This is a genomic window from Candidatus Margulisiibacteriota bacterium, assembly GCA_041658645.1.
Classification (GTDB): domain Bacteria; phylum Margulisbacteria; class WOR-1; order O2-12-FULL-45-9; family XYB2-FULL-48-7; genus JBAZZV01.
In genome coordinates this window covers 255,809-279,886 of sequence record JBAZZV010000001.1, presented here as the reverse complement: position 1 = coordinate 279,886, position 24,078 = coordinate 255,809, and the positions used below count along the sequence as shown (strand labels likewise).

Sequence of the window (24,078 nt, the reverse complement as noted above, 5' to 3'; positions counted from 1 at the left end):
GCGGCAGGAACAGCCTTTGCGGCAGGCGGGAGCCATCCTGTTAAGGGGTATATTTTACCGACTGCGACAAATTATACACCTGCTAACTATCAAATGTGGAAATCAACAGATGCCACAAAAACAAGTTCAGGCGCCTGTTCGTATAATGCGGCTCTGACTAAAACCCAATATTTGGATAACGTTGGCAATTGGTATGGTGCTTGGAACAATGGAGATGTATTAATTGCCAAAGTCGAAAAAGCCAATGCTGCTGAAGTCGGAGCAGGTCTTTACGGCGTAAGTAATTTAATCTTATCAGATGGTACGCCTTCCCAAAATTTCGCGGACATGGCTGCGCTTGCGAATATTCCGCAACCCACTGCTACACCAAATGCCGGTGCAGGAAGAATTGATCTTTCCTGGACTGCAGCTTCTGGGCCGGCTGGAACAATTGCCGGTTACAATGTTTACCGCAGCACTGACGGAACAACCTGGGGCTCCCCGTTAAACGGTGGCACGCCTGTAAGCGGCACAGCTTATAACGACACGTCCGGGACCTCTGGTGCAACTTATTATTATGCCACCAAAATCGTCTTTACCGGTGGTGTTGAATCAACTTATCGTTCTGTAAAAGCGGGCCCGGTAACTTATCCGGCCGCACCACCGGTTATCAGCGTCGCTCCGGCTAGCTTGACTTTTAATGCAGTAGCCGGCGGCTCTAATCCGGCCAGCCAGAACCTTAACATCACCAACACCGGCGGCGGCACGCTCACCGTTTCCAATGCGACCAAAACCAACGCCTGGCTGACCCTCAATCCCACTTCGGGAACCGCGCCGTTCAGCATCGCGGCTTCTATCAATATTGTCGGGCTCACTGCCGGAACGTATAACGATACGATCAATATCACCTCGAACGGCGGCAACAAGGCGGTGCCGGTGACCCTGAATATCACTGCAACACCGCAACCGACGATCACTAGGAATCCAACATCATTTGATCTAACCGTGACTTTGGGACAAAATCTAACTAACCAAACCTTTACGGTCGGCAACAGCGGGACAGGGACGTTGAACTATACGATCACCAAAACCGACGCGTCATCCCTTATCTCTAATATCAACCCGGCCAGCGGCAGCATACTTTCGGGCGGAGCGAACCAGACCATCACGCTCACCTTCAGCACTGCGGCTTTGGCTGTCGGCAATTATAGTGCGACGATCACTATTACTGACGCCACTGCGACCAACAATCCGCAGACCATTCCGGTAACAGTTCACGTAACCGCCGCAACTCTTTCTTCCATTGCCGTTACGCCGGCAAACCCGACGATCAACGTCGGCGCAAATCAGCAGTTCATCGCGACCGGAACATATTCCGACAGCTCAACCCAAAATATCACCACTCAGGTAACCTGGACTAGTGGTACACCGGCCACTGCCACCATCAACACCAGCGGTTTAGCGACTGGTGTGGCGGCGGGATCAAGCCAGATATCAGCTGCTCTCTTGGGCAAGACGGGGACGGCAACTCTTAATGTTAGTTCCGTCGCAACCAATTCCCTGACCCTCACCTCTCCGAAAACCGGGGATATTATTTATGGCGGGTCGGCCGTCAAACTTTATTGGACCTCGACTGGAACGATCGCCAACATAAAGATTGAATTATCACCTGATGGCGGGTCGACCTGGGGAGCCTTTGGAGCTACCGTGCCAAACACCGGAAGTTTTGAAAGCAGCATGACCTGGGCCAACACGACAGAAGCGATCACAACCATGCAATTGAGGATCAGCGATGCCACTAATCCGGCTACCTCAAGTACTTCCGGCAACTTTACTCTAGCTCCCGCTGTAACCCCGACCGCTATCGTCATCGACGATTTTGAAGGCGGGAGCGTCGGCACCTGGCAGGCGCCTAACGACAAATCCGGCTACTACGCCTTCGGCAACGGCATGATCACGCCTGACAAGGACCATATCACGGCGGATGGACCGGCTGCTGCCGCGGCCAAGAACGGCGCCAAGGGGATGAAAGTCCAATACTCTTACGTCCATAATGCCGACCCGAACAAAGATTGGGGTGACGGCTGGGGCGCCAAGCTCATCAAAACCCTTGACCTGACGGCGCTGAAGAGCGTAACCATGAACGTCAACTGGGACGGCTCCAGCAACAACATCAACTTCTCGCTCAAGGACAGCGACGGCACGGCCATGGCCGCGAATGTTTCGAACGCGACTTTGCTGGCCCTCGGCGGTTATAACAAGGTCTCGATCGCCAGGTCGGCCTTCGCCTACGACGCCGGCGGCAGTGACACCGGCGCCAACAACACCTTCGATTGGACCAAGGTCGCCAGCTATAACTTTGTTTACAATACCAAGGGGACCACGGCCAACGCTCAAAATATCGACGATATTACGGCCGTGCTCACCGACGAAGCGGTCCTGCCGCCGCCACCCGCGACCGGTGAGGCCCCGGCGATCACCACGATCAGCCCGACCGCGGCTCCGGCCGGCACCATGATCACCGTCACCGGCGTCAGGTTTGGCACCCCGCAAGGCGGCAGCCACCTCGACTTCGAGAACCAGACGACCAAGGTCTCGTACCAGGCACAGATCACCGCCTGGAGCGACACGTCAATTACCGCCTACGTGCCGAAACTGGCCGCCACCGGCACCTATGAAGTGAAAGTGGTCCGCGTCGCCATCGCCGCCGGCACCGGCACCATCACCGCCCTGCAGTCGAACCCGGCTAATTTCCAGGTTACGGCTTCAGGCGCTGGCGATCTCGCCATCATCTGGCCCAATCCGTTCAACCCGAACAGCCAGACAGTCTCGATCGCCGTGACCGACACGGCGGGGGCGAGCCGGCTCGGCTTCTACATCTTCGACATGACCGCCAAGCTGGTCTATAAAGAGGTCATCACCTCCGGTAACCAGATCAGCTGGGACGGACATGACCAGGCGGGAGCGATCGTCGCCGACGGCGCTTATCTCCTGCGGGCCATCAATGATGAGACCAAGTCCCTGCTCGCCAAAGGCAAGATCCTCGTGATCAAGCATTAAGGTGAAATTTATGAACAAATCTAACGATAAATATACGGGAGATAAAATCATGAAAAACAACACCTTGACCAAAAACCATATGGAGCCTGCGACTAAACGTCGCGGCTCCATGAAAAAAGGAACCGAGACGTTCAGTCTCAGGTTCCTTTTGATAGCACTCATCACTCTCTGTTTCACCTCGGCCGCCCTGGCCGAAGGATTGCCCGACCCGATGATGATCGGTGTCGGCGCCCGCTCGCTCGGTATGGGTAAGGCCTATGTCGGCGTAGCCGAAGACGGCGACGCCATCTTCATGAACCCGGCCGGTATCGCCCGGATCGCCACGCCGAAGCTCTCCAGCATGTACACCTCACTCCTCGGCGATGTCAATTACATCGTCGTCGGCGGGGTTTATCCGTACGGCGAGCGGTCGGCCATCGGGGCCGGCTACATCGGCGCCAGCGTCGGCGAGATCCCCTTGACCAACACGACCGGCGCTTCGCTCGGCTCCGGCAGTTGGGGAAACAACGTCATGTTTCTCTCCTACGGTACATATCTTAACGAGCTCCCCGGCTTAAAGCTGGACTTCGGCCGCGACGTCCTCGTCGGCGGCAGTCTCAAATATTACAGCGTCGGCGGCACTGGCACCGGCGTGACCGACGGCTCCGGTTCCGGCTACGACGCCGACCTAGCCGTCCTCTTCCCGGCGACCAATTATATGACCGTCGGGCTTAACGCCCAGAACTTCCTGCCGGCCTCAATGGGCGGCAAGATCACCAATAAGTCGACTGGCCAGTCCGACGGCCTGCCGCTGAACGTCAAGGTCGGGACCAAAGTTGCCCTGATCGGCCCGGACGGTTCCGCCATTTCCACGAACGGCAGCCGCAAGCTGAACGGGTTGGTCGATTACGACACCCTCGGCGGCGCGCTCCATGCCGGAGCGGAATTCTGGCCGACCGGCAACCTCGCCCTGCGCGTCGGTTCCGACGACCAGAACCTGACCGCCGGCGTCGGCATCAAGGTCTCCGGGGTTGAGTTCGATTACGCTTACCACCCCTATGCCGGGATCAACGAGAACACGACCCACTTTATTTCGATCAGCTACCTCGGCGAACCGCGCAAGCGGGAGCTGAACATCAGCCTGGAAGGGCCAAAAGACAAAGCGGTCATTTATGAAGACCACGTTACTGTCAAAGGGAAGGTCGAGATCAAGGAAGGGGACGAAGACGCGCCTAAAGGCCCGCTCTCCGTCAAGGTCAACGGTGTCAGCGTCGTCACTAATCCCGACGGCAGCTTCACTTCCGAGATCCCGGTCGAGGCTTACGGCAAGAAACTGGTCCAGGTGGAGGCAGTCGACACCGCCGGCAACGTGGCGCAGAGTGAAGCGCGGCTCGTCCGCCTGACCTCGTTCGCCGACGTCCCGGACGGTTACTGGGCCAAGGCGCCGATCGAGAACAACGCCACTGTCGGTTTGGTCCAGGGTTACCCTGACCAGACCTTCCGCCCGGAACGGGCCCTGACCCGCGCGGAGCTCGCCACCCTGCTGGTGCGCGCCAAAGGGATCAAACTCCCCGTAACCCAGGCCCGCCAGGTCTTCAAGGACGTCAAGCCGGGCTTCTGGGCGGCCAAGTACATCGAAGTCGCCCAGCGCGAAGGGCTCGTCAAGGGCTATCCTGACCGGACCTTCCGCCCTAACAACAAGATCAATAAGGCCGAGGGGATCGCGGTCTTGGTCCGCTTCGACCAGCTCCGCCTGGCGGAAGTTGATTCGAAACCATACTGGGACATCGGCACCAACCACTGGGCGGCCAAGTATATCCAGGCGGCCAAAGATAACGGTATGCTCAAGTTCATCGAACGGAACCGCCTGCGGCCGAAAGAGGCGCTGGTCCGCTCCGAGTCGGTCGAGATGCTAGGCAAGACCAGCCTCGCCGGCGGCAAGATCAAGGACCTCTATACCTGGGAGAAAGGGTTCAAGCCAGGGACCGAGACCCGGCCGGACATCAAGGCTTCGCTCGACTAAGCAACTCACCCCCCAGCCCCCTCTCTTAAAAAGAGAGGGGGTGGAAGAAGCCTGTTAGAGCCCCCGGGAAACCCCGGGGGCTTTTTGTTACACCCCTAACCCCTCTTCTCCCCTTCCCCCTTACTAAGGGGGAAGGGGATGGGGGATAGGGGTTTTAAAATTAAACTGAAATTTCCCGCCAACTTATCGATAAATACCCGGGAGTGATTTAACCATGATAGGCAATATCTCACACATACGTTTCGATTACCGGCCGACGGCTTTTAATCTCGGTCTCAACCGGGCGTTCAGGAGCGGCGGCAGCGGCGCTGTCTCGGGGGCAATCTGCCCGAGATTCCCTGATGACAAAGTGCCAGGGAAAAAAGGCGTTTACACTATATTAGCGCCGCTGACAGACTTTAACCCCGACGCCGAGGGGGGTATGTCAAAGGTCTATCTGGCCCTAGACCCGGAGGACTACCAATGTGTTTTAAAGGTCATGATCGACATTTCGGGCTTCCTGCCGGGACCGGCCAAGGAAATAACCTTGCGGTTCGTTGAAGAAGTCAATACCACGGAAAGGGTCAACCACAAAAACGTGATCGGGATAATCGACCGGGAGCCGAGCCGCGTCCCCGAATATTACTTCATGGAATACGTGCCGGAGAACCTGCGCAACTTTATTGAAGAAAAAGAACAGGCCAAGCCGCTCGCGGCCAGCCATATTATCTTAAGGATACTCCGGGGACTGATCGCCTTCAGCAATGCCTTCGGAGCGGACAGCCCGGACAAATGCGCCCACCGCGATCTTAAGCCGGAAAATATTTTCATAGAACGGGACGAGGACGGCAAGTCGATCATCAAGGTGAAAGTGGCCGATTTCGGCCTCGTCAAAGTGCCGGACAGCGAAAAGACCCGGACCGGCATGATCACCGCGACCCCCGAATACTGCGCCCCGGAGATCATCCTCAATGGCTCCAAAATAGCCGATCAGCGCTCGGATATATTTGTTCTGGGGCTCATACTTTATTATCTTTTGACCGGCAAAGACGCGCTCGATCTTGGGGAAAATAAGCGGGATTTTAAGGCGTATCTTGATCAGGTCCGAACCCTGCCCGAGCGGATCAAGAACAGAGAGTTCGGGGAACTTAAGCATCCTGTGCCCGATGAGTTTTGGAATATTGCTTTAAAAGCAGCGCAAATGGAGCCGAACGACCGGTTCCAGTCCTTCCAGGAATTTAGCGGAGCGGTCGAAGCGGCCATCAAAAAATTCACGATAAAACGCTGAACCCGCGCAGGGCTTGGCAAATAAACTGAAATTATCCTAAAGAGCCGTCGAAATATAAACGGATGGAATCTGAATGGCGGTTTGGAAACCTGCGAATAAACTTCGCGGTTTCCAAACCAAGAAGAAAAAAGCGAGGAAACCGAGACGTTCAGTCTCAGGTTTCCGAGAATAGGAGAAAGCATGAACGTTAGAGTGAGACCGGTACAAGCAGACATGATGAGGGCCAGAACAAGTCATCCCCTGGTGGCGTTAAAGCGAACGGCAACCTATTTGGGCGCCGCCGCCCTGATGGGCTGTGGAGCGGAAATGGGCGCCCCCGCGACACCCTGCCCCACCCCCTCTGCCGCTCCGGCACCGTCAGCTTCCGCTTCGGCCGCTCCGGTTAAAGAGGAAAGGGAATGTTCTTCAATTGAATTGAGAAAAGCGGCCGACATCATTGTTTTTGACAACTACGTCCCGTACCTTCCTCCTTATCACCAGAAAGTCCTGATCGAGGCAATTCTAAATAAAATCGGCGATATAAAGGATTCACTCTGCGATCATGAACAGTTTCTGGCTTACTCTCTCCCCCGCGATAAAAATTTCACCGTTGCAACAGCCCTGGAAGTTGTGCAATGGGCAGGGCAAAAAGTCGAAGCGGGGACCGAAAAAGTTGTCCCGGGCAAAGATTCTAAGATAACGCTAAAACTTAATCCCGAAAAAGTGGCGGACAAAACCGTCCCATATGACCCTGATTGGGGCTATGAAATCGAAGTTGTTTCGAATGTCGTTGGCCCGTCACAGCGAAGCTCCTTTTTCCCGGCCGAATTTAAAGGCAACACCTTAACCGCCGTGGTCAAGCTTGATAAAGAGCAATTAAAAAAACATAATGTTAATGTTTATTATTACCCTAAAAAAACAGTCAAGGACGGACGATTTTACATCGCTTCCCTGGGAAACCCCTTTGTTGCCGGCCCGGCCGCCAAACCGGCTCAAAAACCGGCCCAAAAGCCCGAGAAAAAACCCGAAGCCAAATCCACGACTACGACAACCGCGCCGGTCAAGAAAACTCATTGCAGTGAGCACCCGGAGGATTGTTTATAAAAAGCCGATCTCGACCAATAAAACAAATAATATGAACACAAAATTTAGTAGAATGAATTTAGTTACATTGGTCGGAATGGGCACGGTCTGCTTCGGCGCGGCTTATGGCGCCAACCGCTGTTCTTCCGGGAATAAGTCCGCCGTGCTACCGGCTCCGTCAGCTTCTGCCAGCACCTCGCCTGCTGCGCCATGTAATCTAAAAGAGCTTTATCCAACCATTAACCTCACAACTTCAAGCAAAGTGCAATTAGGCGTATTTAAGAAAATTGAAATTAATTTGCCGTCCGACGCTCAACCCCCAAAAGACGCGCGTTATTTTCTTGCAATCCAATATGAAAAAGATAGTATAGTGAATGGGCCGGTTTTTCAGGCTGAATATAACTCACAAAGCAATACCCTGACCGCGAATGTCCTCATTGATAAATATATGTCTAACTACTACCAAGTCAGTATCTATTACACCATAGCCCCTTTGCCAAACCATATTTTATTCTTGGGCGAACTACCACCCTTTACTGTTCAAGAGAAATCGGTGCCGATTCCTACGGCTTTAGCCACAACCAAAACGCCTCCGCCACCAACCGCAACCCCAACGGCAACTGCGACAGCAACAACGCCGACTACAACTATAAAAAAACAAAGATGTACCCCCAACGACCCAAGCGAAAAATGCAATTTTTAAAAAGAGTGAAATTATTGCCGGATTCTGTCGATAATAATATGGGAGAGAAATAGGAGGAGTATGAAATGGCTTTAGAAAGAGTTGGATTAAGGTTAACAAGGAATTTACGCGCGGCGGGCTTTGCCCTGGGCTTAGGGGTCGTGGGGCTGGCGGCCGGCGGCTGTCAGTGTTCCAAGACGCCGATCGTCAAACAAGGCGACGCGAAAAACATATTAATATACGATCGCGAGCTTTTGCCGGTCATCGAAGACAAGAATGCTCTCGGCCGCGAACGCTGTAATGGTTCAGAACCCCTCAAGGAGCTGAAACTGGAAGATACGCTAAAATCCGGGCAAACTGTGGCGGCTACCCTGGCCCGAATTGCTCTGGAGAGAGAACAAGGGGACAAATTTACCGGCCTGCCCATGGGCAAACAACTTGTCGCTATCAATTATCTGGCGGCAAAGATCGGCAGCGACAATCTTTTGGATAGGCTTGACGGCAAGCAAAAAAGCGAATATGCCGATTATTGTTCGTCTCGCGAGGCCAAATGGGAAAAGACAGTTGGCCAATTTCCGTCCCAGATCGATCTAAAAGTCAGCAAAGATGAGATCGATAAGGCCATGGAAGCGGCCGGCGTCAAACCTTCGGGACAGCAGCCGGCGGTTGCCTACAAGATCATACGGCCTGCGGCTCCCGTGCCGGTTGAACTCAACGAAGAAAAAGACATCACGCTGGTCATCTCGAACAAACTCACCGATGCTTATCCGGACAAGGCCAAATTAAGCATCGAGCCGGTATCCAATGTCAGCGTTACAATTTCTGACGTCAAATACTGCGATCCGGCCGCCAAGTGCCCGCCGATCGATGGAGCAGATGTCAACAATCAGACCCTGGTTGCCCTTAGAGTAAAGCCGAATAGCAGCGCCGTGCCGGGGACCAAGGTATTTACTTTGAGCTATAACGAGACTCCGGACAAAAAACAATCGATCGACAAAAAGGATGTCATCAGAGTGGTTGGCCCGTCGGTCCCAACGGCTACGGCCTCGGCCAAAGCGCCTCCGACAGCTACGGCTACGGCGACCGCAACAACTACTGCGCCGCCTCCGACGGCGACGGCAACGGAAAAAACACCGCCACCGCCAAAATCGGGTCATTGCAAGGAACATCCGGAAGATTGTTTATAATTACCACCGAAGGAGAGAAATAAAATGGATGGATCAGTTTGGTTCAAAACAGGGGCCGTAGGCAATCGCCCCCCACTGGGGAAAATTGTTGGCGAAGCAAAAACTAGATTTGAAACTAATCAGTGGGACACTTCTGAATTAACGAACATCGGTACGTTTGCTGAAGAGGAAGGGAATCCAATAATCAGCAAGGAGATAGATGGTCTAACCGCTCCGCAAAAAGAGGCCTATAGTGAAGCCCGCGTAGAAGTTTTCAGGGAGCGCTGCGCTCAAATAGAATCCACTCAAAAGCCGATTCGACCTTCCATTTTGGAGATCGTCGAACGCGCAAAACAAAAATTCACGAAAAAAGGCTGGCCGACAACTCGTCTTGACAGGATTAACTCCTATGTCGAAAAGAAAGGAAACGACAAAATCTCTTCTCATCTTGGCAATTTAACCGGCGAACAAAGGACAGAATATACCACTACCGTCAAACGCGTTTTTGCCGCAAGCTGTGGCTACGAAGAGATCAAGGCGCCGTCAGTTACCGGCTCAGTTGAGATCAAGGCTGGAGAAACCAAGCAAGTCACGCTTAAGGGCGCCGATTTCATTGAAGGCTCGACTGTCGTCCCGGCTGACAGCTTAAGATATCTGGTCAAGATCGATTCGGTTGCCGTTAATCAAGCCAAAGACGAAATTTCGTTCAGGATCAGCGCCGACGCCAAAACGCCGGCCGGTCAATTAGCTCTCTATATTGCTCCACCCGAGCCGTATATCAGCCAGGAAGCGGGCGCCGGCCTGATTGCCCAGGCGCCGCTGAAAGTGATAAGTTCCGCCATTGCCATGACCACCGAGCCCTCGGCCATCAAGGTCGGCGTCCCCGAAACGATCTTTATCACACCGGCTAAAGAGGCCGATCCCGCACTGCTCAAAACGGTCAAGAAGATCGCTATCTTGGACGAAAAGAACAACATCATCAAGGAATTTGATGCCCCGGCCATCAAACCGGGCGAAAAATTCTGGGTGGATACGATAATTGAACAGGAAAAATTTGATAACGCCGATCTTTCGGCCTCTCCCGTGGCCAATGTCTATGGAGGGGCCAGAGTGGTCATGTTGGCCTATCGTTCCACGAAAGAGCTGGCCAGCGCCCCGCTTGGCCTCATCGGTAAAAAGCAGAGCAATGAAAAGACCTGGTATCAGCGGCACGAATTACAGTTAAAACTCCTGCCCAATATCCAAGTTTCTCCCGATCCGAACGGTTACCAGCTGCCCATTATCGCGGCGGCCCGGCCCAACATCAAGCTCGGCCGGCAGTTGGAATTGTTTGCCACGCCTCACGCCATAGCCAGCGTCAACGGCCAGAATAAGGACCATGACGTTTTTCAATGGGGAGCCGGCCTGGGTCTCGGCGTTTCTTATCTGCTCAATCCCAAAGGTAAAGTTACTGTTGCTCCAGTTTTGACCGGGGGCTACAGCTACGCGACCGGCAATTTCTTGTTCCAGAACCCTTATTCTTACGCGGCCGGCCGGCATCATCTGCCGGTCCGCTTTGGCTTTAATATCGACGCCGGCAATGACAAGAGTAAGAATCACTGGCTGCATATACAGCCCTACGGCGAAGTAAGCACCACCTGGTTCAAAAACGGCGACACCGTCAGCGGCCATGACCACCGGGTCAGGGTCGGAATCGACTCAAAAGTGGTGTTCTACCCCGATCCCAAAAGAAAGCCCGGCGTGCCCAATATATACGTTAATTTCGGCGTCGTCCCTTCGGCCAACACTTATACAAAGGACAAAGCTTATCCCGAAGTGATCAATGCCGGCAGTTATCATTACAGCGGCCAATCCGTCCATGAACAAAGCCGGAAATTCAGCGGCGTCGATCTGTTGATGGCACTTAGCTGGGACAAAGCCGCGCAACACATTTATTTTAATCCCTCGCTCTGGGCCCAGGTCGGCAATACCAGCTCCGACGGCGTAACCAGGGGAGCGATCGGCGTCGGCCTTGATTTCAGCCAGCTGGTCGGCGGGGCGATCGATAAACTTATTGGCGGCTCAAAAGCCAGCGCTTCGGTCAACACGGAGAGTAATTCAAAACCTGCGACCGCAAGCAAACCGGCAGCTCCGGCTGATCCTAAAAAAAAACAACCGTAGAGCCGCCGAAACCGGAAAATAAGACCGCGGCCACACCGCCGGCCGAGCCCCCAAAGGCCGGCAGCAAGCCGGCCATCGATAGCAACCTCCTTTACCAGGGCGCTCCCAAATCGCTTTATCAAATAATTACCGATGACAGAATTGCCCGCCCCTTTGCCGACCTCGGCACTCCGCCTCTGGTTTCCAGCGTCAAAAAGATAAACGAGGAGACCTTTGAGATCGTAATGGCGGAAAATCGCGGCCCAATAACCGTCTACAACTCCAACGTCATAACGGACACCAAAAAGATCAATGTCCAAACCGGCTACAGGATCATGATCGCCGACTGGAAAATAACCCGGATAACCGACCGGAGCGGCACGGTTAAGCATGAGTACAAAGGACCGAACGGCTCGGGGCTGGCAAGCATCGGCAATACCGGCGGCTCCACTCAAAGCTTCTCGATCGATCTTTCCGCCAAGGATTCTTTTGCTTCGCCGCCGATCCAGGCCGGCAACTATTCCGACACGAGCAGTTACCGCCGGGCGGTCCTCGGCGTCATCGCCCGCTACGGCAAAGAAGGGAAGATCCCCCGCAATATCACAAAGATAGCGGTCCTGTTCACTTTAAAGAGGTTGCCGACCGATGAGGAGGTCAAAACCTGCAATTCTATGGACACGAACAGACAGCTCAAATCGTTGATCGAAATGTCTCCCGTCAAAATCGTTTTTAATGACGGCAAAGCCGACGATAAAAGTTTTCGGGAAACTTTATTGAACGACGGCGACCTGAAAGCGCTCCAAGACAAGATCGGCTGCGGCGTTTTTGTCCCCAAGAACCCGAACGATTCTTTCTTCAACCCGCTGGTTGTTTTGGCGGAAATAAAGCACGGCAAATAGACTGGAATTTCCCGCGCCATTTTTAGGCGCCCCCGGCCAAGAACGCTTAATTCTTTGAGAAATTAAGGCCGAACTTGGGTGGTTCGGGCGAGTCTTTGACCGGCCCGAAATTCTTCTCGAACCTCTCCAGATTCTCGCGCAACGCCTTGAGCAGCCGCTTGGCATGGGCCGGCGAAGTGATGATCCGTGAGGTCACGACCCCCTTGGGGGGATGGGCAAAGATAAAGTCCAAAATGAACTCGTTCTCATTATGGGAAATGACCGCCAGGTTACTGTAGTGCCCGGCCGCCGCTCGTTCGTCAATGTCTATCCTGATCTCTTCGCTCATTATAGGGCTCCTTTTCTTACTATTTAGTCGTTAAGCCAAGGGGGAGGCCCTTCTTCGCCACTTTGCGCTTCCACCTTCTCGGTCGCGACCGCGGCTTTCTTTTTCGAGGAAGCTAACCGCCGATAAACCTTTCTGACCTCGCCCCGGGTCGCCTGGGGAGCTACTTTGACCACCTCTTTCTTGACCAGCAGTGATTTGACCTCGGCCTCCTGCTTGGCTTTAATGGCGGCGATCTCCGCGTCCTGTTTGGCCTTCAACGATTCGAGCTCCATCTGCAGTCGCGCCCTTTCCTCTTCGGCCGCGAGCTGACCGGCCTGTTCATTGGTCGTGGCGATCTCCAGCCATTTGTCGCCGTCAAATAACCAGCTCTGGCCGCTTTCGGTGTCGATCTTAACGGGAGTATCGGCAATGTCGGGCTGGGACCCTTTTATGATAGCCACCTGGTAGCGGCCAACTTTAACCGGCGGTTTAGACAAGAGCAGACCGGAAACAACGAGGATCAAGACCAGGGCGACGGCGAACAAGGACCAAGGCAACGCATTCTTCATCATTAATCCCTCCCTGTGGACGTAATGGGGGGTTAATCAGGAGTTAATCACTGGTCATTACTATAGCATCTTTAACGCAACGCGTCAAAAGTTACGTCGTAGACGTTGCGGGCGTTCCAGACCAGGAAACCGGCCACCTTGGCGTCGTCGCACGCCCGGACCTGTTCCCGGATGTAATTCGGGCCGTAATTCGGCGACTTCATGTTGAACCCCTGGAGCCAGGGGACAAGCGCCGTCGTCTCGCCGGAAAGGAGTTCCTGGGCTTTCAGCAGGCCGGTATGGATAAAATAGTAGGGATAGGAACCGGGATTGGCATAGCCATCATAGCCGTTGTGGAAATGCGAGGGATACAACATCGGCGAGATGACATCGAGGTAGGGGGCCATCCGCTTGAGGTCCTGCCCCAGGGTCTCGATATCGACCTTGCTCTGCCAGGCGGTCACGCCAAAAATATCGACCGCCAGCGAGGTGTTGTATTTGGCGACCCGCTGGCGCGCCCCCTTCAGGAATTCGCAGATGATATCGACCCGGCTGACCCCCTCTTTCTGGTGGGGATAATTGGCGTAACGGGCGCTCCCCTCGGCCGGGAAACGGATGTAATCGAACTGGACTTCGTCCACGCCCGATTGGGCGGCACTCTCGGCGATCAATTCATTGTATAAGCGGACCTCATCGGAATAAGGATCGGCCCATTTTCCCCCCTTGCGGTCGCGATAGAGGCCGCCGTTCAAGTGGACCCCAAGATCGGGCCTGGCCAAGACCAGGTGGTCATCTTTAAAAACAACGATGCGGGCGGTCAGGCGGAGCCCGTCCTGGTGCAAGTCGTTCGCCAGCTTGGCCAGCCAGGGGCTGGGGGCCGCCTTAACCTCCGGCGTCAATTTTCTTTGCCGGGCCAGGGCCAGATAAGGTTGGCTGATCACTTCTTTGGCATCGATCACCATGGTGTTCAGCCCGGCCCGCTTGGCCGCGTCTTTTAAGGCGTTGAAGCGGACCGGCAGTTGGGCCACGTAAGCGGTGACATAGATCCCCCGCCCCGAGATCCGCTTCTGTTTGGGGAGAAGTTCCTGGATATCCGGCTTAAAATTGAACGAAAGCAACGTAAGAAAGGCCAAAAACAGGATAAGGCCGCTGAATATTTTTATGACCGCTCGTAACATCGAAGTAATTATAACACGCTTCGTGTTCTTAGCACCCTCCTCACCCCCTTCCGTCCCCCTCTCCATCGAAGATGGAGAGGGGGAAACCCCGAATGAGAATGAGGGGAGGGGGTGAGGAGGGTTGCTTTCACTAAAGTTTCATGCGAAAATAAGCACCTGGAGGTGCCCAGTATATGTCTAAACCGGTTGTCATGGTGGTTGACGATGAGGTCGATGTCGCTAATTCTATCGCTAATGTCATTAAAGATACCAGCCGCTACGAAGTGATCACCGCCTACACGGCCAAGGATGCCCTGGAACAGCTGGGCAAGAACAAGGTCTTCTTCGGCCTTGGCGGCAACCGGATCCGCCTCATCCTGCTCGATATCAAGATGCCGGAAATGGACGGGCTCCAGCTCCTCGAACGGGTCCGCAAGGACTACGGCGAGGATATCGGCATTGCCATGCTGACCGCCTGGGAAGATGAAGATAAATGGGACCGCGCCACCTCCGGTTTTGTCGTCAACTATATCAAGAAGCCGTTCAAGACCGATGAGCTGGTCGGCACGATCGACAGTTATTTCGAGGGGAAAGAAGGGAAGATGGTCCTCGACACTTTCGAGAAGCATATTCAGAAACGGGACGAGTGGAAAGCTAAGCCGTAAGTCAGAAGATCAGTTTAAGCGTCGTCCCCTGCCCGATCTCGCTCTCGACCTTGATGTCGCCGCCATGTTCGCGCACGATCCGGTAAACGATCGATAACCCTAACCCTACCCCGTCATGCCGCGTGGAAAAGAACGGATCAAAGATCTTTTCCCTGATCTCGGCCGGAATACCTTTACCCGTATCTGATACCTCCACCGCTACATGGCCGTCATCCCGATATGTCTTCAGGGTTAAGGTGCCGTCTTCTTGCATCGCCTCGAGGGCGTTCTGGATCAGGTTAACAAAGACTTCTTGTATCTCGTCCGGGTCGCCCTTGATCGGCGGAACGGGCCGAAGATCGCGGACTACCTTGAGCCGGCCAAAGGCAAAGCATTGCAGGGTCGTTTCGATTATTTCATTGAGGAAGACCTCGGTTTCACAGTGTTGTTTTTCTTTGGCCAGGCCGAGCATCCGGTCCACTATCCCGGCGATCCGGTCGATATGTTTCAGGAGAAGCGCCTGGTATTGCTTCAGGTAATCAAGGTCGCGCGGCTGATTGGTCAGGCGTTCCGTCTCGGAGCGGATGACCGTCAGCGGGTTCCTGATCTCATGCGTCACGCCGGCGGTCAGGGTCCCGATCGCCGCCAGGCGCTGGGAACGGTTCAACTGCTTCTCCGTCTCCTCCAGCTCGGTCCTGATCTTTTCGTAAGAACGGGTGTGATCCAAGGCCATCGCCACCTGGTTGGCCAAGATCTTCAATAGCCTGATATCTTCGTTGGTATAGGCTTCTTCAGAAAGTTTTGGCCCGAGCGCGAAGAAGGCGATCAGGCGGTCCTCAAGCAGACAGGGGATAACCAGGTCGGCGCCCAGATCTTTTTTGTCATGAAGCAGTTTTCGCCCAGCAATCAGTGCTTTGACCAACGGATCATTTAATTCGACTTTTTGGCCGTCCGGTTGGGGGGCGAAGGATTCCTTGTCGTAGACCACGTAATAAGCCGACGTTTTATCCGCTTCGGTAAAATATTCCGGCAGAAAAATGCGGGGATTGGAGATCTCCACCACCTCATGGAACGTGTCATAAAGCACTTTCAGGATCTTAGCCAAAGACAGCTTTTCCCCGACGCGCGCGCTGGCGTCAGAAAGCGCTTTATAATAATCATATTTGCCGCGCAGGAATAATTTTTCGGAAGTGGTCTGAAAGAAAGTCCTGATGCCCTGATGCGTTTGACCGACAATTATTCCGTAGACCACCGTCCAAACAATAAAAAGAAGATCAATATTTGAAGAAAGATAGGCCCGATAAAGCCAGACCAGGGCGAGGTAAATGATCCCGTGAAAAATGATCGCCAGGATTTCCGCGACAAAGCGGCTGATCGCCACCGAAATGTCCATCAGGCGATTTTTAACTATAGCATATGCCATAAACCCAATTAAAAATACGGTGGAATAAGGTCCGAATGCCCAAAATTTATCAACCCCTAACACTGGTAGCACGACATCAAAGGCTATTGCAAACAAGGCAGTTGAGAAAAAACCAAGGAAGATATATGCGATACCTATTTTCTCTCTACCTTTTGATCTAAAATGTTTTTTCAATAATATTAAAAATGCAGCCCCAAAATAAAATAAGAAGTAGATTGAATACAAGGGGTATAAGGGGCCCTGCAGGACTTCTTTCGCGCCGCTTGGGAGGATAATCACGGTTTTTATAAGTTGGTCGAGAGGAATTGTTATTGTAAAGAACAATGCCGGCAAAAACAATAACCCCACATGAAATAAAGGGTTTTCATTTTTTTCTTTTGGATAAATCCAGGCAAAAAGGAGGAAGAAGACCGTTAAATAAGCTCCTAATAAATGTGAGGCTTTTAACCATAAAAGAGATAATTCCGGGCTGCTGCTACTTGCGGCAAAAAAAACCGCGGCAGTCCACAAGCCCAAGCTTATTGCAATCGCGGAAAATAAGCGATTAATTCTACTTTCAATGTTTTTTAATAAAACGAATACTCCTAAGATAAAATTAGTTGGAACAACATATAGGGGGGGGATAAGTTCCATTCTTCCACTTAGGACAAACGAACTAGTAGCCGTGAGGGCGAACAAAACAATAAATATATTCAGAACTTTTGCCCTCATAAGTTTATAACATAATCATAACAATGTTGGACCGCCTAGTACAAAACAATGACATTCATCCTTTGTTAATTCTTACTACCATATCTTGTGTCGCCTCAGCATTTCCGTTAAGAATATTTTTACGGCTTAACATCGCAAATTCCGCAAAAGAATACCCGCCCTTTCTCGCCATTAAGGCTTCTTCGTCCGTTAACATAGGAATCCCTTCCTGTCGTAATCGCTGGAAAAGAGTTTGTGTCTCTGCTATGTAATCTTTAAATCCTCTCCATTGGTTATTATAATACACTTGCCAAGGCAAAGCATCCCAATTCTTAGGTGGGACCAAACGGCGAATTTCATACTTTGCCAAATATTGTATCAAATCTGGATGTTCATAATAGGCGGGCCCGATCAATCCAATTGAGGCAAGAAAGTTCTTAATCCCAGAGGGATATCTCATACGTATTCCATTTTCTTCCGGATTCTCTGCATAATCTGTCCCTCTAAAAACCCCCACGGGGTTACACAGCGCAGATTGCATTCCTGTTTTTCTAATAAAAGCCATATTCATCTCAATTGTTGAAGCTGTTGAAAAAGGGGCGGGATAAATAAAAGAACCAACTGAAAAAATACCTTCCCCTCGACAAGCACTTACTATTTCCTCCGCTTTACCAATTGCAATGTTTTTATTCATAGCATCCAACTCTATTTGATTCGCAGATTCGATCCCAAAGAATAAAGCAATCAACCCGCTTTCTCTTAATGTTGGCAAAATAGTCGGATCAATATCTAGGCGGGCAAAAGAAGACCAGTTAATCTTCATTGTTCTTCGGATAACCTCTTCAGCAAATTCCCTTAAATATTTCCCTGGAGAGGTTGACCCGCCAAATCTTGCCGTATTGATCCCATATTCATTAATATTGTTTTGAAATTCATCGGCCACTCTTGCCGGGCTTTTTTCCCTGCGTTGCCTTCCCGCAGCAAAACCATGGATACAAAATCTACATCCTTGACCACATCCCCTCCCATCTTCAATCACAACAACACGTATTTTCCCATCCCCCTCCATTTCTAAATAAATCCCTGGATCATAAGTTGGGAAAGGAATATCGCTCATTTTCCCGACAAAGGCATCTTGGGTATAATTAAACCCATTTGTTCCACGATCACGAACGAACGCATTGGGAACTTCCAATAAAGATCTTCCAACCGAAGCTTCGGCTAAAGGCACGATAGCGGGCTCGCCATCTTTGATGCACAATACATCAAACACTCCGTCATCTAAACTCAATCCTGGGATATGTTCCCGATAAGTGTTTACTTGCGGCCCCCCCGCCGCAATCAATAAATCAGGAAAACGCCCCCTCAGCTCTTTTGCGATATGAACTGGGCCAGAAAATCCTGGCCCATGGAATGTTTTAAAGCCGACAAGAGTCGCTTCTTCCGCCCTAACTACGCTGGTGATTTTTTCCGCTATATTTTTCTCTTCCTGCCAACGAACAATATTTAAGATTTTCTCTATGCCCCTCAACTTCATCCCCGCCATCATTAATCTTGCCTTTTGTTTAGGCGATGGTTTTTTTTCTTGCATAACTTCTAATATAGTCTTATAAGCATCTTCAATTTTTCCTTGTAATATGGGGGGGACATATTTCCTCATTTGATCGACCGTATTAAAATCCATAATCTTAACCCTTATCCCGGCTCGATTAAGGATTGCCGCCAAAGTTGCCAGGCCATTATCTGGCATAAAATTAGCAATAGAAGTTGGATAACCGGACGAAGTTACCAGCACAACCGAAGGTTTTTTCAGGGGTCTAACATGTGTCGTAATATATGCCATACTATCAATGTTCTCTTTTTTTTAAGCCCGAACCTTATCCTTCTTTAAAAGTTTTACGATCCGTCCCAATAAATTCTGAAAAATAGTCGGGAGTGCAATATTAAAAACGACAACGCCCAAGGTAGAATACCCCACCAAAAACACAGCACCTCTTTTTCCAATTTTATTATCAAATAAATCATCTAATGCCTCATACTTGCGAAACCGACTTGTTTTATAGCCAAATATATTAAAAATTGATTTGTGAAGCCAGCCTAATTTATTAACGAACTTGATTTCTTCTTCTTCTTCTCGAATTCGAACTGCCCCCTTATAAACATCCTTCATGATATACCCGTTTTTTTCTAACTCCTCAATAGAAATCCCCTCATCCTCCGATAGACGTTTAATGAGCCCCTTCATTTTTTCATCTGGGTCGGAAATTGGCGCCCAGAGATTTTTCAGCCTCAACATCCCAATTGCCGGCCGCTTGCTTTGGACTCTTACTGCAATTGGAACGCCTTTTGTCATTAAACGCCAAAGCCCCCTAAAGCCGTCGTCTTTTAATGTCTTATAGATTGATTGTTTAATAAATTCCAGCCCGCAACGGACCTGGAATTTATTTCCTCGCGCTTCTCCTTCTGCCATCATAATAGATATGTAAACAAGCTTACCTGTTACAGTGGTTTCTCGACCGACTGTTTTTAAATAAGCGGCGCCTACCGCATTTACCTCTTCGCCTCCGGTTTTTTGGCCGAACATGACATAACTTGCGCTTAAAACTCTTCTTTCAATGCCATCTAAATCAAGCGCCTCATGAATCTTTTCTGAAGATTGATCTTTATATTCATCCGTCTTACCGTAGATCCTTAACATTAATTGCTGGAGCCAATCTTTCATTTGGGAGCGGCATCTAATAAATTCTTCAATTGGTTGCGTATAAAAAGATATTTTCCTGCCGGCATAGCCTCTTTCACCGCTGCTCAGAAAAGATCTTTTGTCTAAAACTTTAGAGTCAATGACTGTCATTCCTTGTGATTGGCCCTCTTTCCCTTCATCAACTTTCACCAGACTAGTAGTAGTCGGTGTTGGCGTTGGTGTCGCTATTGCGTCTTGCCCGGGGGAAGAGTAGCTTCTTCGTGCCCCGGAGTTCTCTTCTTCCTCGGCAATTTTACGCGCTTCCGCTCGCCACATTTCTTGAAAGTCACGACCGGCGGTCAGCATGCTGATCCTCTCCCCCACTTTACGCAAAACCAGCGCATACAATTTGGAAGCGATATCCGGGTCTGTATTATTTTTAGAAAGCGGCTCCGCGGAATAGAGCCCAGGGTATCTGCCGACCAGGGCGGCGCCCTCTTCATCGTTAGGGACGCGGTTCGAACCGAGCCAAAATCCAAAGATGCTGTTTTCCCGTAGCGCTTCAATATCCTCGGCGTACCGGGCCTTGATCGTTTCTGTCCTAAAAGCAAAAACACCGTAAACCAATTTTCCGGGATTGCCGGGGATTAATTTGAACTTATCATAGTCGTCCTTAATGGAATCATAATCGGTTATCGTTTCTTTTTCTCTTCCGGCCAAATGCAACTGTTCCTGTTCTTTAAGATCGACCACCGAAAGAGTTCTTGGGTCTTTGCTCTTAGCATAGCTTCGCCTGGCCTCCTCAAAAAGACTTCTCAAAGATCTCCAATCCGCATAGTTAGATTCCTTCGCGTCACGCTCGATCCCGGAAGCCAGTATCGCCAGCTTTTTTTGCGGATCATACAGATACAGCCTCGGAGCCACCCAGAGTTCCGACATTATCTGCGTGGCAATGTTAAATACAGCATGAAGGGTCGAGGCTCTTTTCAGTCCCCGATGCAAACCGGCCGCGGCATCCCCGATCAATTGTTCCTGATCAACGGCCTTGAAAGTATCGTTTTCATCGTCTGGTTGAATATTCTGGACCTGAACCATATATTTGCTCAACAAATAATTAAGAAGGGTTTCATAGTCAATGGAAATTCTTTTTCTACCACACCATTCTTTATATTCCTTTTTAGTGAAGATCCCATTATTACTTTCACTCATGTCAGAGATTAAAGGCATTATTTGCGTCGCTTCATCAACAATAGATAAAATTGGCCTGGCTACAGGCGTAGTCCGGCCGGTCATGAAAACGGTTTGCATTTCAAGATCACGCGCGCTTTTAATAGGAGCGGTCGCCAATGCCGGCTGAAGAGCGGCGGAAGGATTAAGGCCTTGAAGTTTTAGTGCTTTGACCCCTTGGCCCCTTGTCTGATTATATATATGGCTGTATGCCTTGGGATTGAGCGTCCACAGATAATTTCTAATCGTTTTTGGCATGATTTAAACGTTTTTCCCCTCATAATGTTGTCGGCCGCAATTTCAGGAAATTTCACTCAAAATTGAAGAAAAACAGAGTTCTATGGGCCGGCCAGGGATAGGCGGGTTCAGGCCTTAGCGTGATTTTGCTATTCTTAACTTGCCTGCCGGGCGCTTTTATGTGAGAATTAGGGCCATGAACCTATATGCCTTGCCCCCACTAATAGCGGGAGTCATTATTTCCCTGATCGGGTCATTCGGTTTGGCTGATGAGAAAAAAAACACGGCCAATGCCCTCTTCAGCCTTTGTTGTCTAAGCTTGGCGGCCTGGTTTCTAAGCTATTCCCTGATGTACCTGAACGACTCTAGCCCCTTAATGGCTTTGCGTTGGGCCAGGATCGGATTTTTCGGAATAAGTTTCCTCCCGGCCCTAGCCTATCATTTCGCTAATGCCTTCCTTGGCCGCGCCCCGGCCAAGTGGACTTTGCCGTCCCTCTATTCCCTGGCTTTCTTATTCACTTTTTTTAGCCAAACGGACCTGATCTACCGCGGCGTGGACCATTACTTCTGGGGCTATTACCCGGCGGCCGGGGAACTTTATTCTTTTTTCCTGATCATGTTCGCCGCCCTCTGGAGTTACGGCGTTATTCTGCTGCTGTTCGCCTGGAAAGAGGCCAGTCGGCTGGGGGAAGGGACAAGGTCCCGGCAAATTCTCTATGTTCTGATCGCTTTTGCCGGAGGAACAACCGGCCTGGTCGACTTCACTACCTTCGGCCGCCCCGGCAGTTACCCTTTCGGTTATCTTTCGGCCCTGTTCTTTGCCGCGGTGATCGCTTACGCCATATTGCATCGCCAATTGGCCGCGATCGAGTCGGTCATCAAAAGGACCGCTGTCTATTCGTTACTGACCGCCGTCATCACCGCCCTACTGGTCCTCTTGATCTTGATCAGCCAGCAGTCGTTCAACAGCCTTTTCGATTTTAGCCCGCTCTGGGCGAGTTTGACCGGCGCCTTTATTATCGCCCTGCTTTTCAAACCCTTACACGAAGGGGTCCAGGATTTTGTTGACCATCTTTTCTTCCGCGCGCGCTATAATTATCAGCTGGTCCTGAAAAAATACAGCCACGCCCTGGCCCAGCCGTCAAAAGATCTCGACCGCTTCGTTAAGCTGGCCCCCTACCTCCTTTTGAAGACCTTAAGGCTGGACAGTGCCGCCTGCCTGGTGTTTGACCGGCCAAACAACCGCTACGTTGTCATGGGAGCGATCGGCGATCGGGCCCAGACCAACGGCCAAGCGGTCCCAGGCACCTCCCCGCTGGTCCGGGAATTGACCGTCACTAAGCTGGAGTTGAGCCGGGATAATATAGCTGACCGCGCCATCCACCAGGCGATGATCGAACTGAAGGCCGAGGTCATTATCCCTTGCGTTTCGGGAAGTGAATATTTTAAGGAGCCGACCTTACTAGCCGGGCTGGTCCTTGGCCACAAACTCTCCGGCGAATCCTTCTCGAGAGACGACCTCGATTTCCTAAAAGCCTTAGTCGATCAGGCCGCCGTGAGCATTGAGTACGCTTTTATGTTTCAGGAGTTAAAACAACGCTAGGCGTTTCAAAAGATTGGCGGGAGGACGGAACATCAACAATAATATTTTAAAACCCATTCGGTCATTTATCGATTGGCTCTTCGCTTTATTATATAAACGGACCGCCGCCTACTCGCTCCAGACCATTCTGAACAAATACAGCCACTCTCTCGCCCGCCCGATGCAAGACCTTGACCGCTTCGCCAGGTTGGCCCCCTACCTCCTCTGGAAATCGATGCGGCTCAAGAGCGCCTCTTTCCTCGTGCTCGACCGGGAGAGCAAGCAGTATATCGTCCGCGCCGGGAACGGTGCGGCGGGTGCCCTGGTGGGGAAAACGATCGCGGCCGACTCGGCTATCATCCGGGAACTACTCTCTAATTTCAAGGAGATCAACCGCGAAGAGCTCGACATCCGGAGCGAAGCGCTCGCGGAGCTGAATGAGCTGGAGGCCGACCTGGTCATCCCGAGCATTTCGGAGAGCGAATATTTCAACCAGCCGACCCTCCTGGCGGCCCTCGTCCTCGGCCGCAAGATGTCTGATGAATCGTTCTCCAAACAGGATATTGACTTTCTGGAAACCCTGGCCAACCAGTCGGCGATCAGCATTGAATACGCCTTTATCCTGGAAGAGCTGAAGCGGAACCAGGCGCAGATCGTCAGATCGGAGAAACTGGCGGCGCTCGGCACCACCACCGCCGGCATCGCCCATGAACTGAAGAACCCGCTGACCTACCTCTGGACCGTCAGCCAAGCGCTGGCCGACAGCTGGGACAACCCCAGCTTTAAAGAGAGCGTCGTCAGGCTGCTCCCGTCCGAGGTCGAGCGGATGAAGCTGATCATCGAAGGGCTCTCCGATTACTCCAAACAACATGAGCTCCGCCTCGAGCCGACCGACCTCATCCCGGTGCTGGATAAGACCCTGGCGCTCCTCGCTTACGAGATCAAACGGAATAACATCGTCATTATCAAGCATTATCCCGCTGACAATCGGGCGGTCGCCCTGGCCGACAAGGACCGGCTGGTCCAGGTCTTCATGAATATCATCGGCAACGCCATCCAGGCGATCGGTGCCAAGGGGGGCGACGTCTCTCTCACCGTCCGGGTCGAAAATAACGAGGTTCGCGTCTCGATCACTGACAGCGGCCCCGGCATACCCCCGGAAGTGCTGGCCAAGATCTTCGAACCGTTCTTTACCACCAAAGAATCAGGGACCGGCCTCGGCCTCCCGATCACCAAGCGGCTGATCGACGAACACCACGGCTCGCTCTATATCGACAGCCACCTCGGCAAGGGGTCCACCTTCACGATTTGTTTGCCCACGGCATAA

17 protein-coding genes are annotated in these 24,078 nt (G+C 51.8%); 11 read left to right on the top strand and 6 right to left on the bottom strand.

Annotation, left to right across the window (positions count from 1 at the left end; all coding sequences use genetic code 11):
• The first annotated feature begins 327 nt into the window (after nucleotides 1-327).
• The 8 genes from WC903_01390 to WC903_01355 all read left to right on the top strand — a co-directional run bounded on the left by WC903_01390 (nucleotide 328) and on the right by WC903_01355 (nucleotide 12,256).
• On the top strand, nucleotides 328-3,039 hold the full coding sequence (locus WC903_01390) for an Ig-like domain-containing protein (GenBank protein MFA5892611.1): 2,712 nt from the start codon (nucleotides 328-330) through the stop codon (nucleotides 3,037-3,039).
• A 49-nt stretch (nucleotides 3,040-3,088) separates the two neighbouring features.
• Entirely contained in the window at nucleotides 3,089-5,041 is a 1,953-nt protein-coding gene (locus WC903_01385) for a PorV/PorQ family protein (GenBank protein MFA5892610.1), read from the top strand.
• A 214-nt stretch (nucleotides 5,042-5,255) separates the two neighbouring features.
• Nucleotides 5,256-6,308: a serine/threonine-protein kinase gene (locus WC903_01380; GenBank protein MFA5892609.1), complete on the top strand. Its 1,053-nt coding sequence runs from the start codon at nucleotides 5,256-5,258 to the stop codon at nucleotides 6,306-6,308.
• Between the two features lie 180 nt (nucleotides 6,309-6,488).
• The gene (locus WC903_01375; protein MFA5892608.1) at nucleotides 6,489-7,391 is read left to right on the top strand and encodes a hypothetical protein; all 903 of its coding nucleotides are present in this window, start codon (nucleotides 6,489-6,491) and stop codon (nucleotides 7,389-7,391) included.
• Nucleotides 7,392-7,443: 52 nt separating this feature from the next.
• On the top strand, nucleotides 7,444-8,073 hold the full coding sequence (locus WC903_01370) for a hypothetical protein (protein MFA5892607.1): 630 nt from the start codon (nucleotides 7,444-7,446) through the stop codon (nucleotides 8,071-8,073).
• A 65-nt stretch (nucleotides 8,074-8,138) separates the two neighbouring features.
• The gene (locus WC903_01365) at nucleotides 8,139-9,239 is read left to right on the top strand and encodes a hypothetical protein (GenBank protein MFA5892606.1); all 1,101 of its coding nucleotides are present in this window, start codon (nucleotides 8,139-8,141) and stop codon (nucleotides 9,237-9,239) included.
• A gap of 24 nt (nucleotides 9,240-9,263) precedes the next feature.
• Nucleotides 9,264-11,378: a hypothetical protein gene (locus tag WC903_01360; GenBank protein MFA5892605.1), complete on the top strand. Its 2,115-nt coding sequence runs from the start codon at nucleotides 9,264-9,266 to the stop codon at nucleotides 11,376-11,378.
• Nucleotides 11,379-11,602: 224 nt separating this feature from the next.
• Complete coding sequence (locus tag WC903_01355) at nucleotides 11,603-12,256, top strand: hypothetical protein (protein MFA5892604.1); 654 nt, start codon at nucleotides 11,603-11,605, stop codon at nucleotides 12,254-12,256.
• A 46-nt stretch (nucleotides 12,257-12,302) separates the two neighbouring features.
• Here WC903_01355 and WC903_01350 read toward each other — a convergent pair whose 3' ends face one another.
• The 3 genes from WC903_01350 to WC903_01340 all read right to left on the bottom strand — a co-directional run bounded on the left by WC903_01350 (nucleotide 12,303) and on the right by WC903_01340 (nucleotide 14,289).
• The gene (locus WC903_01350) at nucleotides 12,303-12,584 is read right to left on the bottom strand and encodes a DUF3467 domain-containing protein (GenBank protein ID MFA5892603.1); all 282 of its coding nucleotides are present in this window, start codon (nucleotides 12,582-12,584) and stop codon (nucleotides 12,303-12,305) included.
• A gap of 23 nt (nucleotides 12,585-12,607) precedes the next feature.
• The gene (locus tag WC903_01345; protein MFA5892602.1) at nucleotides 12,608-13,135 is read right to left on the bottom strand and encodes a hypothetical protein; all 528 of its coding nucleotides are present in this window, start codon (nucleotides 13,133-13,135) and stop codon (nucleotides 12,608-12,610) included.
• A gap of 68 nt (nucleotides 13,136-13,203) precedes the next feature.
• Nucleotides 13,204-14,289 (bottom strand): putative glycoside hydrolase, encoded by a 1,086-nt coding sequence (locus WC903_01340; protein ID MFA5892601.1) that lies wholly within the window; start codon nucleotides 14,287-14,289, stop codon nucleotides 13,204-13,206.
• A 173-nt stretch (nucleotides 14,290-14,462) separates the two neighbouring features.
• On the opposite strand from WC903_01340, the gene WC903_01335 reads away from it, so the two are divergent.
• Entirely contained in the window at nucleotides 14,463-14,933 is a 471-nt protein-coding gene (locus WC903_01335; GenBank protein MFA5892600.1) for a response regulator, read from the top strand.
• Nucleotide 14,934: 1 nt separating this feature from the next.
• On the opposite strand, the gene WC903_01330 is transcribed toward WC903_01335, so the two are convergent.
• The 3 genes from WC903_01330 to WC903_01320 all read right to left on the bottom strand — a co-directional run bounded on the left by WC903_01330 (nucleotide 14,935) and on the right by WC903_01320 (nucleotide 21,190).
• Nucleotides 14,935-16,968: an ATP-binding protein gene (locus WC903_01330; protein ID MFA5892599.1), complete on the bottom strand. Its 2,034-nt coding sequence runs from the start codon at nucleotides 16,966-16,968 to the stop codon at nucleotides 14,935-14,937.
• A gap of 133 nt (nucleotides 16,969-17,101) precedes the next feature.
• On the bottom strand, nucleotides 17,102-18,868 hold the full coding sequence (locus tag WC903_01325; protein MFA5892598.1) for a radical SAM protein: 1,767 nt from the start codon (nucleotides 18,866-18,868) through the stop codon (nucleotides 17,102-17,104).
• Nucleotides 18,869-18,889: 21 nt separating this feature from the next.
• Nucleotides 18,890-21,190: a hypothetical protein gene (locus tag WC903_01320; protein MFA5892597.1), complete on the bottom strand. Its 2,301-nt coding sequence runs from the start codon at nucleotides 21,188-21,190 to the stop codon at nucleotides 18,890-18,892.
• A 175-nt stretch (nucleotides 21,191-21,365) separates the two neighbouring features.
• Between WC903_01320 and WC903_01315 the strand changes: the two genes are divergently transcribed.
• Together WC903_01315 and WC903_01310 are read left to right on the top strand one after the other, a co-directional pair.
• Complete coding sequence (locus WC903_01315) at nucleotides 21,366-22,772, top strand: histidine kinase N-terminal 7TM domain-containing protein (GenBank protein ID MFA5892596.1); 1,407 nt, start codon at nucleotides 21,366-21,368, stop codon at nucleotides 22,770-22,772.
• Between the two features lie 13 nt (nucleotides 22,773-22,785).
• Nucleotides 22,786-24,078 carry an ATP-binding protein gene (locus tag WC903_01310; GenBank protein MFA5892595.1) on the top strand — a complete coding sequence of 431 codons (1,293 nt, stop codon included), beginning with the start codon at nucleotides 22,786-22,788 and terminating at the stop codon, nucleotides 24,076-24,078.

Excerpts from the sequence above, each read along its gene's own strand:
- WC903_01340 (MFA5892601.1), bottom strand. The coding sequence starts at position 14,289 with ATGTTACGAGCGGTCATAAAAATATTCAGCGGCCTTATCCTGTTTTTG.
- WC903_01320 (MFA5892597.1), bottom strand. The coding sequence starts at position 21,190 with ATGCCAAAAACGATTAGAAATTATCTGTGGACGCTCAATCCCAAGGCA.
- WC903_01365 (MFA5892606.1), top strand. The coding sequence starts at position 8,139 with ATGGCTTTAGAAAGAGTTGGATTAAGGTTAACAAGGAATTTACGCGCG.
- WC903_01385 (MFA5892610.1), top strand. The coding sequence starts at position 3,089 with ATGAAAAACAACACCTTGACCAAAAACCATATGGAGCCTGCGACTAAA.
- WC903_01360 (MFA5892605.1), top strand. The coding sequence starts at position 9,264 with ATGGATGGATCAGTTTGGTTCAAAACAGGGGCCGTAGGCAATCGCCCC.
- WC903_01390 (MFA5892611.1), top strand. The coding sequence starts at position 328 with ATGGCTGCGCTTGCGAATATTCCGCAACCCACTGCTACACCAAATGCC.
- WC903_01325 (MFA5892598.1), bottom strand. The coding sequence starts at position 18,868 with ATGGCATATATTACGACACATGTTAGACCCCTGAAAAAACCTTCGGTT.
- WC903_01335 (MFA5892600.1), top strand. The coding sequence starts at position 14,463 with ATGTCTAAACCGGTTGTCATGGTGGTTGACGATGAGGTCGATGTCGCT.
- WC903_01345 (MFA5892602.1), bottom strand. The coding sequence starts at position 13,135 with ATGATGAAGAATGCGTTGCCTTGGTCCTTGTTCGCCGTCGCCCTGGTC.
- WC903_01330 (MFA5892599.1), bottom strand. The coding sequence starts at position 16,968 with ATGGAACTTATCCCCCCCCTATATGTTGTTCCAACTAATTTTATCTTA.
- WC903_01315 (MFA5892596.1), top strand. The coding sequence starts at position 21,366 with ATGAACCTATATGCCTTGCCCCCACTAATAGCGGGAGTCATTATTTCC.
- WC903_01375 (MFA5892608.1), top strand. The coding sequence starts at position 6,489 with ATGAACGTTAGAGTGAGACCGGTACAAGCAGACATGATGAGGGCCAGA.
- WC903_01355 (MFA5892604.1), top strand. The coding sequence starts at position 11,603 with ATGGCGGAAAATCGCGGCCCAATAACCGTCTACAACTCCAACGTCATA.
- WC903_01380 (MFA5892609.1), top strand. The coding sequence starts at position 5,256 with ATGATAGGCAATATCTCACACATACGTTTCGATTACCGGCCGACGGCT.
- WC903_01370 (MFA5892607.1), top strand. The coding sequence starts at position 7,444 with ATGAATTTAGTTACATTGGTCGGAATGGGCACGGTCTGCTTCGGCGCG.
- WC903_01350 (MFA5892603.1), bottom strand. The coding sequence starts at position 12,584 with ATGAGCGAAGAGATCAGGATAGACATTGACGAACGAGCGGCGGCCGGG.